Annotated in this window: 16 protein-coding genes; 10 read left to right on the top strand and 6 right to left on the bottom strand. The window is 64.6% G+C overall.

Translation table 11 applies throughout. From position 1 onward, the window contains the following. Positions 1-211: 211 nt before the first annotated feature. From argH to PVA39_RS02550, 3 genes are read left to right on the top strand one after another with little or no spacing between them, the layout of a single operon-like run. On the top strand, positions 212-1606 hold the full coding sequence (argH, locus tag PVA39_RS02560) for an argininosuccinate lyase (protein ID WP_274122665.1): 1395 nt from the start codon (positions 212-214) through the stop codon (positions 1604-1606). 35 nt (positions 1607-1641) lie between these two features. After that, positions 1642-1884 carry a hypothetical protein gene (locus PVA39_RS02555; protein WP_274122663.1) on the top strand — a complete coding sequence of 81 codons (243 nt, stop codon included), beginning with the start codon at positions 1642-1644 and terminating at the stop codon, positions 1882-1884. 19 nt (positions 1885-1903) lie between these two features. Next, a complete protein-coding gene (locus PVA39_RS02550) occupies positions 1904-2383 on the top strand; it encodes a GNAT family N-acetyltransferase (protein WP_093500388.1) in 480 nt (159 codons plus the stop codon). Between the two features lies 1 nt (position 2384). Here PVA39_RS02550 and PVA39_RS02545 read toward each other — a convergent pair whose 3' ends face one another. Next, positions 2385-3050 (bottom strand): glutathione S-transferase family protein, encoded by a 666-nt coding sequence (locus tag PVA39_RS02545; protein WP_274122661.1) that lies wholly within the window; start codon positions 3048-3050, stop codon positions 2385-2387. A 200-nt stretch (positions 3051-3250) separates the two neighbouring features. Between PVA39_RS02545 and PVA39_RS02540 the strand changes: the two genes are divergently transcribed. Next, on the top strand, positions 3251-3493 hold the full coding sequence (locus tag PVA39_RS02540; protein WP_075960223.1) for a DUF4282 domain-containing protein: 243 nt from the start codon (positions 3251-3253) through the stop codon (positions 3491-3493). A 27-nt stretch (positions 3494-3520) separates the two neighbouring features. On the opposite strand, the gene PVA39_RS02535 is transcribed toward PVA39_RS02540, so the two are convergent. Continuing rightward, the gene (locus PVA39_RS02535; RefSeq protein ID WP_093500392.1) at positions 3521-4144 is read right to left on the bottom strand and encodes a 2-dehydro-3-deoxy-6-phosphogalactonate aldolase; all 624 of its coding nucleotides are present in this window, start codon (positions 4142-4144) and stop codon (positions 3521-3523) included. A gap of 45 nt (positions 4145-4189) precedes the next feature. Then, positions 4190-4969 (bottom strand): IclR family transcriptional regulator, encoded by a 780-nt coding sequence (locus tag PVA39_RS02530; RefSeq protein WP_274122657.1) that lies wholly within the window; start codon positions 4967-4969, stop codon positions 4190-4192. A gap of 161 nt (positions 4970-5130) precedes the next feature. Between PVA39_RS02530 and PVA39_RS02525 the strand changes: the two genes are divergently transcribed. From PVA39_RS02525 to PVA39_RS02510, 4 genes are all read left to right on the top strand, one after another. Beyond that, the gene (locus PVA39_RS02525) at positions 5131-5406 is read left to right on the top strand and encodes a hypothetical protein (RefSeq protein ID WP_013789515.1); all 276 of its coding nucleotides are present in this window, start codon (positions 5131-5133) and stop codon (positions 5404-5406) included. A gap of 79 nt (positions 5407-5485) precedes the next feature. Beyond that, complete coding sequence (locus PVA39_RS02520) at positions 5486-6334, top strand: substrate-binding periplasmic protein (protein WP_093500399.1); 849 nt, start codon at positions 5486-5488, stop codon at positions 6332-6334. Then, positions 6324-6569: a TIGR02647 family protein gene (locus PVA39_RS02515; protein WP_093500401.1), complete on the top strand. Its 246-nt coding sequence runs from the start codon at positions 6324-6326 to the stop codon at positions 6567-6569. The genes PVA39_RS02520 and PVA39_RS02515 overlap by 11 nt, the downstream gene beginning before the upstream one ends. A 107-nt stretch (positions 6570-6676) precedes the next feature. Continuing rightward, positions 6677-9517: a class I adenylate cyclase gene (locus tag PVA39_RS02510; RefSeq protein WP_274122653.1), complete on the top strand. Its 2841-nt coding sequence runs from the start codon at positions 6677-6679 to the stop codon at positions 9515-9517. Between the two features lie 94 nt (positions 9518-9611). Here the strand turns inward: PVA39_RS02510 and rnk are convergent, their stop codons facing one another. The 3 genes from rnk to cyaY form a co-directional block, all read right to left on the bottom strand. After that, entirely contained in the window at positions 9612-10019 is a 408-nt protein-coding gene (rnk, locus tag PVA39_RS02505) for a nucleoside diphosphate kinase regulator (RefSeq protein WP_027903920.1), read from the bottom strand. 132 nt (positions 10020-10151) lie between these two features. Next, a complete protein-coding gene (locus PVA39_RS02500) occupies positions 10152-10355 on the bottom strand; it encodes a DUF1289 domain-containing protein (RefSeq protein ID WP_274122651.1) in 204 nt (67 codons plus the stop codon). Beyond that, entirely contained in the window at positions 10345-10677 is a 333-nt protein-coding gene (gene cyaY / locus PVA39_RS02495; protein ID WP_093500407.1) for an iron donor protein CyaY, read from the bottom strand. Before cyaY ends, PVA39_RS02500 begins: the two co-directional genes overlap by 11 nt. A 181-nt stretch (positions 10678-10858) precedes the next feature. Between cyaY and lptM the strand changes: the two genes are divergently transcribed. Further along, a complete protein-coding gene (gene lptM, locus PVA39_RS02490; protein WP_147175474.1) occupies positions 10859-10990 on the top strand; it encodes an LPS translocon maturation chaperone LptM in 132 nt (43 codons plus the stop codon). A 9-nt stretch (positions 10991-10999) separates the two neighbouring features. After that, positions 11000-12247 (top strand): diaminopimelate decarboxylase, encoded by a 1248-nt coding sequence (lysA, locus tag PVA39_RS02485; RefSeq protein ID WP_274122647.1) that lies wholly within the window; start codon positions 11000-11002, stop codon positions 12245-12247. The last annotated feature ends 1 nt before the right edge of the window (position 12248 follow it).

Here is a 12248-nt window from a genome sequence, read left to right as displayed (position 1 = left end):
TGTCGACGTGCGTTGCGCAACGGGCAAGAGAGGCCGTGGCAGGCAGGCGAAATAAGCCGCGTAAACGCGTGGCCGAGGGACGAAACTGTGACCCAGGCGACACTCGCGCCGGCCACTGCGCAGGGTGCCGGGTCTGTTATCATCGACACACTTTTCCGCCATGACGGGCAGCCTTGATCCGTCCGAACACGCCTACAGCCGAGCCACATTCATGAGCCAAGAAAAAACCAACCAGTCCTGGGGCGGCCGCTTCAGCGAGCCCGTCGATGCCTTCGTCGCCCGCTTCACCGCCTCGGTGGAATTCGACAAGCGCCTGTACCGTCACGACATCATGGGCTCCATCGCCCATGCCACCATGCTGGCGAAGGTCGGCGTACTGACCGATGCCGAACGCGATGCGATCATCGACGGCCTCAAGCAGATTCAGGGCGAGATCGAAGCGGGCAGCTTCGACTGGCGCGTCGACCTGGAAGACGTGCACATGAACATCGAGGCGCGCCTGACCGACCGCATCGGCGTGACCGGCAAGAAGCTGCACACCGGCCGCTCGCGCAACGACCAGGTGGCCACCGACATCCGCCTGTGGCTGCGTGACGAGATCGACCTGATCCTGGCCGAAATCACCCGCCTGCAGCAGGGCCTGCTGGAACAGGCCGAGCGCGAAGCCGAGACCATCATGCCCGGCTTCACCCACCTGCAGACCGCCCAGCCGGTGACCTTCGGCCACCATCTGCTGGCCTGGTTCGAAATGCTTTCGCGCGACTACGAGCGCCTGGTCGACTGCCGCAAGCGCACCAACCGCATGCCCCTGGGCAGCGCTGCACTGGCGGGTACCACCTACCCGATCCAGCGCGAGATCACCGCCGAACTGCTGGGCTTCGACGCCGTGGGCGGCAACTCCCTGGACGGCGTTTCGGATCGCGACTTCGCCATCGAATTCTGCGCCGCCGCGTCGCTGGCGATGATGCACCTGTCGCGCTTCTCCGAAGAGCTGGTGCTGTGGACCAGCGCCCAGTTCCAGTTCATCGATCTGCCGGATCGTTTCTGCACCGGCTCCTCGATCATGCCGCAGAAGAAGAACCCCGACGTGCCCGAGCTGGTACGCGGCAAGACCGGCCGCGTGTTCGGCGCCCTGACCGGCCTGCTGACCCTGATGAAGGGCCAGCCGCTGGCCTACAACAAGGACAATCAGGAAGACAAGGAACCGCTGTTCGACGCCGCCGACACCTTGAGTGATTCGCTGCGCGCCTTCGCCGACATGATCCCGGCGATCAAGCCCAAGCACGCCATCATGCGCGAAGCGGCGCTGCGCGGTTTCTCCACCGCCACCGACCTGGCCGACTACCTGGTGCGCAAGGGCCTGCCGTTCCGCGACTGCCACGAGATCGTCGGCCATGCGGTGAAGTACGGCGTCGACAGCGGCAAGGATCTGGCCGAAATGAGCCTGGACGAGCTGCGCCAGTTCAGCGACCAGATCGAGCAGGACGTGTTCGCCGTGCTGACTCTGGAAGGCTCGGTGAATGCCCGTAACCACATCGGCGGCACCGCACCGGCCCAGGTGCGTGCGGCGGTGGCGCGCGGCAAGGATCTGCTGGCAAGTCGCTAAGCAGCGCTTGGCGAAAAACGGGAAAAGGAGTTCCCATGCCCGAATTGTTGCTACGCGGCTTGATGCTGCTCGCCGAGATCGTGCTCGAAATCCTCATCGGCTACGTCCTCTACGTCACCGGCTGGCTGGCACTCAGACTGCTGACCCTCGGCCACTATCCGAATCTGTCACTGCGCGTGGCCGACCCGATGGGGCCACGTAGCGCCTGGGTCGCCGCATTCGGCTTCTTTTGCCTGGTAGGCCTGCCCCTGACGTGGCTGACAGTCACATACAGCTAACAACGCAACGAGACATCTCATGACCCTGAACATCCGCCCCGCCGTACGCGAAGACGCTGCCCTTATCCTGCGTTTCATTACCGACCTGGCCATCTACGAGAAGGCCGAGCACGAAGTGAAAACCGATGTCGCCGGCATCGAGAACAGCCTGTTCGGCGAGGGCAGCACCGCCCACGGTCTGATCTGCGAACTGAACGGCGAGCCGATCGGCTACGCCGTGTATTTCTTCAATTACTCGACGTGGCTGGGCAAACACGGCCTGTATCTGGAAGACCTGTACGTTACCCCGCAGCAGCGCGGCGTCGGCGCCGGCAAGGCGCTGCTGCGCCACCTGGCCAAGCTGGCGGTGGCGCGCGGTTGCGGCCGCTTCGAGTGGTCGGTGCTGGACTGGAACACGCCCGCCATCGATTTCTACGAATCGATCGGCGCCAGGCCGCAGAACGAGTGGATCGGCTATCGCCTGACCGGCGAAGCCCTGACGAGCTTCGCCGCCGGCTGATTCAACCGCCGAAACGCGCCTTCATGTGGGCCAGGAACGGCCCCATCAACGCGTCCTTATCGGCCGCGATGCGCTGTACATTCGGGTTCTTGGCGAATCTATCGAGCAGTTCTTTTGCCTTGGGGAAATCGCCCAGCAGGTCGATGGCGAACACCTTGTGGGCCACGGCGGCGGCAAGGTCGACGCTGTACAGGAAATACAGGTCGGCCAGGCTCAGGCTGTCGCCCGCCACATAGGGCGAGAACTTGCCAAGGCGCTTGAGCGCATCGATGCCGCCGAGCAGTTCCTCGCGGCTTTTGGCCGCGATCGCCGGATCCACCTGCTGGCCAAAGAACGCCTGGGCGTAACAGGCACGCGCCGGCAGCTCGATATACAGCTCGATGTGCTTGGCCAGCTCGCGCACCTGTGCCTGCTTGTAGGCATCGCCAGGCAGCAGCGATGGCCCCTGGCCCAGCGCCTCGAGGTATTCGAGGATCGCCGAGGTCTCGCTGATGTAGCCATGTTCGCATTGCAGCACCGGCACCTTGCCGCGTGGGCTGATCGCCAGGAAGGCCTCGTCGCGAGACGCGAAGACCTGCACTTCCTCGAACGGCAACCCCTTCTCCAGCAGGGCGAGCTTGACCATGTTGTAGTAGTTGCTGACGGCGAAACCATGGAGCCTGAGCATGGATACGTTTCCTCTGGTAGGCAGACCGGGCTCGGTCAGGGCTACACGCTAGCGGCATTACCTGCCGGCCGCCAGGGGCATTTCGGACAACTGGCCGCCGCCCGTGACGACTGCTACCCTGCGCCCGCCCGACGTCGCCGACTACGCTTGGTGGCGCCAGCGACCGGGCCTATGCCAACCCATGGACTGGAGTTTCTCCCATGAAGAATCTGTTCTTCTTCGACGCAATGCTCACCCCGAAAATCATCACCTTCGTCTACTGGCTGATGCTGCTCAGCGTGGCCGTGAGTAGCCTGACGATGATGTTCGGCGCCTACGGCAGCTTCCTCGGCGGCCTGGGCACCCTGATCGGCGGAGTGATCGGCGCACGGATCGGCTGCGAGCTGATGATCGTGCTGTTCAAGATCCACGAGAACCTGCAGAAGATCGCCAACCGCCCCTGACCCCAGGCGCAAGGCAGGCGACTTGGCTCAGCGCTGGATCGCCTGCCAGGCTGCGACGAATGCGGCGGCGTTGTCAGCCACTTCGCTAACGCCCATGCCGGGCTTGTACAGCGCCGAACCCAGGCCGAAGCCGCTGGCCCCCGCCGCCACGTAGTCGGCCATGTTCGCTGGCGTGATACCACCCACCGGCAACAACGCGACATCACGGGCGAACACCGCGCGCCATGCCTTGACGATCTGCGGGTTGAATTGTTCGGCCGGGAACAGCTTGAGCACATCGGCACCCGCCTCAATCGCCGCGAAACCTTCGCTCGGTGTCGCCACGCCCGGTGCGCTGAACAGCCCGGCCTGGCGGGTCGCCTGAATCACCTGGGTATTGCAGTTGGGCGAAACGATCAGCCGCCCGCCGGCCTGCGCCACCTCCTCGACCTGGCGGACACTGAGCACGGTGCCGGCGCCGATCAGCGCGCGCTCGCCCAGCTCGGACGCCAGCAGGCCGATGCTCTGCAGTGGCTCGGGCGAGTTCAGGGGAATCTCGATAGCCCGGAAACCGGCCTCGTAGAGCGCCAGGCCCACAGGCACGATTTCCTCGGGGGCAACGCCGCGCAGAATGGCGATCAACGGCAGCTCGCGAAGGTAGGTAGCGGACATTACAGGCCCTCCTCGGGCGTCACGGAAATGGATGAAAGCTCGGTCTCAGGGCCGCCAGCCGAGCTCGGCGGAAATCGCCTGCGCGCAGGCAATAACCTCGGGTCGCAGGTCATGCAGGCGTGCCTCGGGCATATAGGGCACGGCACTGGCCACGCTCAGGGCAGCAACGATCTGCCCACCGGCATCACGTATCGGCGCGGCCACGCAGCGAATCCCCAGCTCGTTGTCTTCCAGATCGAGGCTAAAGCCGCCGCTGACGTAGTCGCGCATGCGGTCACGAAAATCTTCCCAGGACATCGCGGCGCTGCCGGCACGTAACTGGCGGTCGCGCTCATGGAGCACCTGCCATTCGCTTTCCGGCAGATCGAGCATCAGCGCCTTGCCGATGCCGGTCAGCGCCAGCGGCATGCGCAGGCCGATGCGCGAGCGCATTTCCAGACCGCGACTACCTGGCAGCTTGTCGATGTACAACACATCGCTGCCGTCACGCACGCCCAGGTGCACGGTGTCCTGGGTGGCCTGGGCCAAGCGGGCGAGATGCGCATGCGCGAGCTTGCTCAGCGGCATCTGCGCGCGAGCCTTGTAGCCGAGTTCGATCAGCCGCGGACCCAGCTGGTAACCGCCACTGCTGCCACCCAGGGCGCGCAGGTAATCCGCCTGCACCAGGGCGGCGATCAGCCGGTGAGTGGTACTGCGCGAGCAGCCGATGGCGGCGCCAATATCGGCCAGGCTGCAGGCGCCCTGGGCGACGGCATCAATGACCGCCAGGCCGCGAAACAGCGCCTGGGCGCCCGCCGGCGCCTGTTTTTCGTGATCTGCTTGCATGAGTTTCTCCAGACGCAGGACTGTAGTCGCGCGATCCGCAATTCTCAATATGAGAAATCAACTCCCACAATTCGGGAATGTATTTTGACCGCCACATCCATGGTCAGCAGCCAATCACCTGCCTACACTGCCCACTTTCTCCCGACCGACTGGACCGCCCCATGAGCAGCGCCGACGAGCACGACGACGACACCTTCACCGAAAACACCCTGGTTCAGGCCATCGAGAATCAGCTGGAGTCCGGTGAGCCGGCGTTCGCCCAGGCGGTGCTGAACAAGCTGACCCTGGTCGGCCATGACCGCGAGGAAAGCGTGCAGATGATGGCCATGGTGCTGGCCCACGAAGTGGACGCCATGCTGCGCGAAGATCGGCCCTTCGATGCCGAGAACTATGAGCGCCTGTTGCGCGCCCTGCCGACCCTGCCCGACGAAGCCTGAGCCCGCGCGACAGCCAGCCACCTTCTTTCCCGCTGCGGGCACTGCTATGGTTGCACAACGCCCCTGTGGATAAGCCCGGATGCGTTACTCCACATCCCTTAGCCTGTGCCTGACTCTGCTGCTCGCCACCAGTGCCCTGGCCGGGCAGGTGCCGCGCATCGGCGCCGAGGATGACTGGTATCCCTACACCGCCTACCGCGACGGCCGCGTGCAGGGCATGTCGGTGGAGATCGTCGAGGCCGCCTTCGCCGCCAGCGACACGCCGGTACAGCTGGTGCCCTACCCCTACGCCCGCTGCATGCAGATGACTGAAGAAGGCATATTGGCGGCCTGCTTCAACACCGCACCGGATGCGCGCATTGACGCCGATTATCTTATCCCCGAAGAGCCATTGTTCAGCGACGACATCCTACTCTGGGCCCGCGCCGGTGAAACGCCAGCAAACGGCAAGCCGCAGAGTCTCGCCGGGCGCAAGGTGGCGGTGACCATCGGCTACGAATACGGCGCGCGTCTGGACAACGACCAGCAGGTGATCCGCATCCCCGTGCGCCGCGACCTCAGCGGTTTTCTAATGCTGCAGCGCGGCCGCGTGGATTTCGTGGCCGCCTACCGCGGCACCGCCCAGGCGCTGTTTCGCGAGAACCCGCAACTGGCCGACCAGTTCGTGGCGCTGGAGACCCTCGACAGCCCCACGCTCTACTTAAGTTTTTCGCGTCACAATCCCGATGCAGCCGCGCTGCTCAAGCACTTCGAACAGGGCATGCGCGTCTTGCACAAAGATGGCCGTTACCAGAAGATTCTCGAGCGCTGGCAGCACGTTCCGGCGAACTGCCGCCGCCTTGACTACACTTCGCCTGCGGGGCGAACCCGCGATCCACGGCCCGAGCCGTGCACTACAACAACAGGCAGGAGTCACCATGGCCTTTAATGCCGATCTGGTCGCCGAACTGGAAATTCTTTTGCTGTTCAACCTGGACAATGGACAGGAGGGTCTGAAGATCCACCACGATGCCGCCTCATCCGCTGTCGCCGCTGCCGGGCGCCTGCATGGCAAGGGCCTGATCACCCTCCCGGATGGCGGCTACCTGACCCGCCTGGGTCACGAAGCTGCCGAACACGCGCAAAGCCTGAAAACCATCCTCACCACCGGCAAAGCGCTCTGACCGCCTGAACACGCCTGCCGTCCGAGGCGGCAGGCCCTATCCCGAACGCCATTGCGAGCAGGTGCGCCGCGCCTGTAGGCTTGCTCATCACCCGGCCGAGCCCGAGCATGACGCGCCACCTGCCCCTGCGACCCAATATCGATGACGGCATCGACCGCAAGGTGCTGACGCAGCTGCGCGCACGCTTCATGCGCATCAACCACGGCCGCCAGCAGCGCGCGATGCAGGCCGTGTCTACCCGCCAGCAACGAGTGCTGATGCTGTTACCCTTGCTGTTTCACGTCAATCATCCGTTACTGCCCGGCTACGTGTCGGCGCAGACGCCGGCTGGTCTGGCGCACTTCGAGCCTTCGGCGCAGCTGCTGGCCGAAGCTCAGCGCCTGACCCGCTCCTTCGCCTACAAACCGGCTCGCGCGCCGGCGCCAACGCCCATCCATGGCCTGTTTCTGATGGGCAGCCTAGGCACCGTGGCCCAGGCCGAACAGAGCGACATGGATTTGTGGGTCTGTCATGCCAGCGAGCTCGACCCTGGCGAACGCGAAGCGCTGCAACGCAAGTGCGACCTTCTGCAGAGCTGGGCGGCCAGCCAGGGCGCCGAAGCGCATTTCTTCCTGATCGACCCCGAGCGTTTTCGCAGCGGTTTACGGGACGCGCGGCTGACCTCGGACGACTGCGGCACCACCCAGCATTTCCTGCTCCTCGACGAGTTCTACCGCACGGCGATCTGGCTGGGCGGGCGTATGCCGCTGTGGTGGTTGGTGCCAGCGGACGACGAGCATCGCTATGCCCATGTCACCGAAGCCTTGCTGAGCAAGCGTTTCGTGCGCGCCGAAGATGTACTGGATTTTGGCCACCTGGCCGAGGTGCCGGCCGGTGAGTTTCTCGGCGCCGGTATGTGGCAACTGTTCAAGGGCATCGAGTCGCCCTACAAGTCAGCGCTCAAGTTACTGCTCACAGAGGTATACGCCAGCGAACATCCCCGGGTGCGCTGCCTGTCGCTGCGCTTCAAGCAGGCGGTTTACGACGGCCTGCTCGACCTCGACGAGCTGGACCCCTACGTGCTGATCTACCGCCGCCTGGAGCAATACCTGCAGGCACGCGGCGAAACCGAGCGCCTGGAACTGGTCAGGCGCTGCCTGTACCTGAAGGTCAACAAGAAGATCAGCAAGCCGCCGCGCCACCGCGAAAAGAGCTGGCAGCGCCTGTTGCTCGAACGGCTGACCGGCGAGTGGGGCTGGGGCGAGCGCCAGCTGATCCTGCTCGACAGCCGCAGCCAGTGGAAGGTCCGCCAGGTCGTCGCCGAACGCCAGGCGTTGGTCAATGAACTCAACTACAGCTACCGCTTTCTGTCGCTGTTCGCGCGCAATCGCCCTGCCGGTGTGGCGGCCAGCAGCCGCGACCTGGCCGTGCTGGGTCGGCGCCTGTACGCCGCCTTCGAACGCCGCGCCGGCAAGGTGGAATTCATCAACCCGGGCGTCGCCCCGGACCTGGGCGAAGACACCCTGACTCTGGTGCATAATCCGTCGCCAAAGGGCGAGCGCTGGGCGCTCTACAGCGGTAGCCTCGGCGCCCAGGAATGGCAGGATTTCGCCCCGCTACGTCAGGCCCGCAGCCTGATCGAGCTGCTCGCCTGGAGCCATCGCAATGGCGTGATCGACAGCGGCACGCACCTATCGCTGCATCCGGGTGAAAGCGACCTCACCGAAGTCGAGCTGAGCCAGTTGCTTGGCTGCCTGGCCCAGGCCCTGCCGATGCCCCTGGCGAGCGTGACCGAAGCCGCTCTGGCACGCCCACGCCGGCCTGCCGAAGAACTGCTGCTGATCAACGTCGGCATCGATCCGCTGCGACAGCACAGCCAGATGAACGTGCACATGACCAGTGAGCGCACCGACCCACTGGGCTATTCCGGCGTGCGCGACAACCTGGTGCTGACCCTGGACCGCATCACCCTAAACAGCTGGAACGAGTTGCTGGTCGAGCGCTACGACGGGCCCACCGCCCTGCTCGACTGCCTGAGCGATCTACTCAACGCGCTGCCTGGTCGCGATGAACGCCCCAACCTGAGGGTGTTCTGCTACTGCCGCAACCGCGCCACGACCATCGTCGAGCGCGTCGAGGGATTGCTGAATGAGCTGGTCGACTGCCTCGATAGCGGCCAGCAGCAGCGCTACCTGCTGCAGATCGCCCGCCGCTATCACCTGCTCGACCTAACGCCAGGCAGAGTGCGGCACAGCATGCTGGAGGATTTGCCCACGCTGCTCGAACACCTAGCCCAGGATCGCGCCGAATACAGTCCGCTGCGCCTGGACCGTAACGCGCTGGAAGGTGAAGACCTGGCGCTGATCCTCGAGGCCGGACGCCCGGCGTGCATCCAGGTGTTCTACCGCCTGCACGAAACGGAAGGCCTGGCGCAGATCAACGTGCTCGACGAATGCGGCGCATTGTGGCGCAGCCAGGTGCCGTTCCATAACGAAACCAGCCTGCTGACCCCGCTGCACCGCTTCCTGCAATCGCTGCTGTACCGGCGCGACGCCGCCCAGGCCCTCGAAGGCCCGCAGCAACCGCTCGAAATCCTCTACCACCAACTGCTGCCGGCCGCTCCGCTGCGTGCGCAGCGCCTGGAGCCCAGACCGGCGCCGCTGAACGAAGTCAGCCTGCCGTTCTATGACGTTCAGGCCATCGTCGAGCCGGGCAACGGCCCACGCGCGTACGTCAGCCTGTTCTGCAACCACAGGGAGTTCTCCGAGCTTGAACACGGCGAACAGCTATTCACCAACGTGGCTCGGCACATTCTCGCCCAACGCAGCGAGCAGCAACCCTATCCCTGCTACATCACCGACCTCGACCTTTCCGCGCTGCTCGGCGAGCGGCAGCCCTCGGTGGTGCATTACCTGCGCTACAAGGCCAGCCTCGAAGAGGCACTGAACGGCGCGCTGCGCACGTCCTGATCATGGGCGTTACCTGAAAACCCGAATCGCGGCGCGATCCGGGCCAAGAAGGGAGCCGACTCGGCAGAGGGAACGGCGCCGAGTCAGGTGCAACTCAGCGAGCGTATTCGCCTGCCGCTTCCGGCTGGTATTCGACTTCCAGCAGGGTCAGCTTGAGCACCTTGCCGCCCGGTGCCGGCCAATCGATGTGCTGGCCAACGCTCAGGCCCAGCAGGGCCGCGCCGACCGGCGCGAGGATCGATACCTTGCCTTCGCCGCCGGCGTCCTGGGGATAGACCAGGGTCAGGTGATAGTCCTTGCCACTCCCTTCCTCGCGGCAGTGCACACGCGAATTCATGGTCACCACCCCGGCCGGAATCTGCTCGTGGCCGACCACCTCGGCGCGGTCAAGCTCGGCCTGCAGGGCTTCGGCGGTCGGGCCAAACTCATCGAGGCCATCGAGCAGTTGCTCCAGGCGCTGCAGATCGAGGCGGGTAATGGTGATGGACGGTGTGCTGGCCATGGTGCGGGCATATCTCCTTTGCTGGACGCCAAAAAAGCAAAACCCCATCGAAACGACGGGGTTTTTGCAGAAGCTCATTTTGTAGAAGCCAGGCTGACCGTAACACAGCCACCCAAATAAACAAGAGCCGGCTCACCCGTCCATCAGGCGCCGCTCGGCCAGGTCGCGGATAACCCGCCGACGCTCGTCACTGGCGTTGCCCCATTCGAGGATTTCCGTCAGCAGTCGCCCGCAGCCCAGGCAGCGCTCGGCCTCGTTCAGGCAGCAGCGCCGGCGACAGGGCGAGGCCACCGCAGTGGCGCCCGGCGCGGGCTTGCCGGCATCTTCAGATTTCATCGAACTCGAGTTCGGCGCCTGCCTGCTCGGCGACGATACGCTCGAGCATCTCGCTCAGCAGTTCGTCGCTGCTGTCGCAGATCCAGCGCTGATTGTCCTCGTCGTAATCGAAGTGAAAACCTCCCGAACGGGCCGCCAGCCACAGCTGACGCAGCGCCGGCTGGCGGCTGAAGATCAGTTGCGAGCCGTTTTCGAAACGCACCGTCAGCACGCCCGCGGAGTTCTCCAGATCGATATCCAGGTCGCTGTCGTCGAAGATGTCTTCCAGCGCCTGCTGCACCGCATCGACCAAGTCGTGGAAACGGGCTTCGCTCAAACTCATTGCACTTACCTCATGAAAAATTCAGCTGCATCGGACCAACGCCAGGGCCAAGGACTGCGGTGCCTGCACAGGTCAGCCAGCCAGGGCAAAGCCCCGCCGGACGGGAACCCCGGCGCATAGGCAACATGCCGGGGGGTCGGTATACTCGGGGGCAATTATGCTTTATTACAAGGATTTGACCATGAAGCGGCTGTTCACTGCCCTCATCGCGCTCGTCGCCGTCACCACCCTGCTCGGCGGCTGCGGCCAGAAAGGCCCGCTGTACCTGCCGGATGATAACCAGTCCGGCTCGTCGCACGACCAACACAAATAAGGGCCACCCATGAACACCTTCGAATACCGCGACGGTTCGCTGTTCGCGGAAGGTGTGGCGTTGTCCGCCATTGCCCAGCGCTTCGGCACGCCCACCTACGTCTACTCGCGCGCCCACATCGAAGGGCAGTACCGCGCCTACTCCGATGCACTGGCGGGTATGCCGCATCTGGTCTGCTACGCGGTCAAGGCCAACTCCAATATCGGCGTGCTGAACGTGCTGGCGCGCCTCGGCGCCGGTTTCGACATCGTCTCCAGCGGTGAGCTGGAGCGCGTGCTGGCGGCCGGTGGCGAGCCGAGTCGCATCGTCTTCTCCGGTGTCGGCAAGAGCCGCGACGACATGCGCCGCGCACTGGAAGTCGGCGTGCACTGCTTCAACGTCGAGTCGGGCGTCGAGCTCGAGCGTCTGCAGAAGGTCGCCGCCGCGATGGACGTCAAGGCGCCCGTCTCCCTGCGCGTCAACCCGGACGTGGACGCCGGTACCCACCCGTACATTTCCACCGGGCTCAAGGAAAACAAATTCGGCATCGACATCGAGCAGGCCGAGGCGGTCTACGCCCGTGCCGCCGAGCTGCCGAACATCGAAGTGATCGGCGTCGACTGCCACATCGGTTCGCAGCTGACCACACTCGAACCCTTCCTCGATGCCCTGGATCGCCTGTTGCTGCTGGTCGACAAGCTGGCCGCGCGCGGCATCGTCATCAAGCACCTGGATCTGGGCGGCGGCCTCGGCGTGCAATACCGCGACGAGCAGCCACCGCAGGTCGGCGACTACATCGCCGCGGTACGCCAGCGCATGGCCGGTCGTGACCTGGCCCTGGTGTTCGAGCCGGGCCGCTTCATCGTCGCCAATGGCGGCGTGCTGCTGACTCAGGTGGAATACCTCAAGCACACCGAACACAAGGACTTCGCCATCATCGATGCGGCGATGAACGACCTGATCCGCCCGGCCCTTTACCAGGCCTGGATGGACGTATCGGCGGTGCAGCCTCGTGACGGCGAGGCGCGCAATTACGACCTGGTCGGGCCGATTTGCGAGACCGGCGACTTCCTGGCCAAAGATCGTCAACTGGTGCTCGAAGAAGGCGATCTGCTGGCCGTGCGTTCGGCCGGTGCCTACGGCTTCGTGATGAGCTCCAACTACAACACCCGCGGCCGCGCCGCCGAGGTGATGGTGGACGGCGAGCAGGCTTACGAAGTGCGGCGCCGCGAAACCCTGGACGAGCTCTTCGCGGGCGAAAGTCGCCTGCCGGAGTGAT

This window comes from Pseudomonas sp. CNPSo 3701 (assembly GCF_028674975.1).
In the GTDB taxonomy this organism is placed as follows: Bacteria; Pseudomonadota; Gammaproteobacteria; order Pseudomonadales; family Pseudomonadaceae; genus Aquipseudomonas; species Aquipseudomonas straminea.
The sequence above is the reverse complement of the archived record's forward strand: the minus strand, read 5'-3'. Positions and strand labels throughout refer to the sequence as shown.

Coding starts and splice junctions, on each gene's coding strand:
- PVA39_RS02550 (WP_093500388.1), top strand. CDS start 1,904: ATGACCCTGAACATCCGCCCCGCCGTACGCGAAGACGCTGCCCTTATC.
- PVA39_RS02545 (WP_274122661.1), bottom strand. CDS start 3,050: ATGCTCAGGCTCCATGGTTTCGCCGTCAGCAACTACTACAACATGGTC.
- cyaY (WP_093500407.1), bottom strand. CDS start 10,677: ATGAGTTTGAGCGAAGCCCGTTTCCACGACTTGGTCGATGCGGTGCAG.
- PVA39_RS02510 (WP_274122653.1), top strand. CDS start 6,677: ATGACGCGCCACCTGCCCCTGCGACCCAATATCGATGACGGCATCGAC.
- PVA39_RS02515 (WP_093500401.1), top strand. CDS start 6,324: ATGGCCTTTAATGCCGATCTGGTCGCCGAACTGGAAATTCTTTTGCTG.
- argH (WP_274122665.1), top strand. CDS start 212: ATGAGCCAAGAAAAAACCAACCAGTCCTGGGGCGGCCGCTTCAGCGAG.
- PVA39_RS02555 (WP_274122663.1), top strand. CDS start 1,642: ATGCCCGAATTGTTGCTACGCGGCTTGATGCTGCTCGCCGAGATCGTG.
- PVA39_RS02535 (WP_093500392.1), bottom strand. CDS start 4,144: ATGTCCGCTACCTACCTTCGCGAGCTGCCGTTGATCGCCATTCTGCGC.
- PVA39_RS02530 (WP_274122657.1), bottom strand. CDS start 4,969: ATGCAAGCAGATCACGAAAAACAGGCGCCGGCGGGCGCCCAGGCGCTG.
- PVA39_RS02520 (WP_093500399.1), top strand. CDS start 5,486: ATGCGTTACTCCACATCCCTTAGCCTGTGCCTGACTCTGCTGCTCGCC.
- rnk (WP_027903920.1), bottom strand. CDS start 10,019: ATGGCCAGCACACCGTCCATCACCATTACCCGCCTCGATCTGCAGCGC.
- PVA39_RS02540 (WP_075960223.1), top strand. CDS start 3,251: ATGAAGAATCTGTTCTTCTTCGACGCAATGCTCACCCCGAAAATCATC.
- PVA39_RS02500 (WP_274122651.1), bottom strand. CDS start 10,355: ATGAAATCTGAAGATGCCGGCAAGCCCGCGCCGGGCGCCACTGCGGTG.
- PVA39_RS02525 (WP_013789515.1), top strand. CDS start 5,131: ATGAGCAGCGCCGACGAGCACGACGACGACACCTTCACCGAAAACACC.
- lptM (WP_147175474.1), top strand. CDS start 10,859: ATGAAGCGGCTGTTCACTGCCCTCATCGCGCTCGTCGCCGTCACCACC.
- lysA (WP_274122647.1), top strand. CDS start 11,000: ATGAACACCTTCGAATACCGCGACGGTTCGCTGTTCGCGGAAGGTGTG.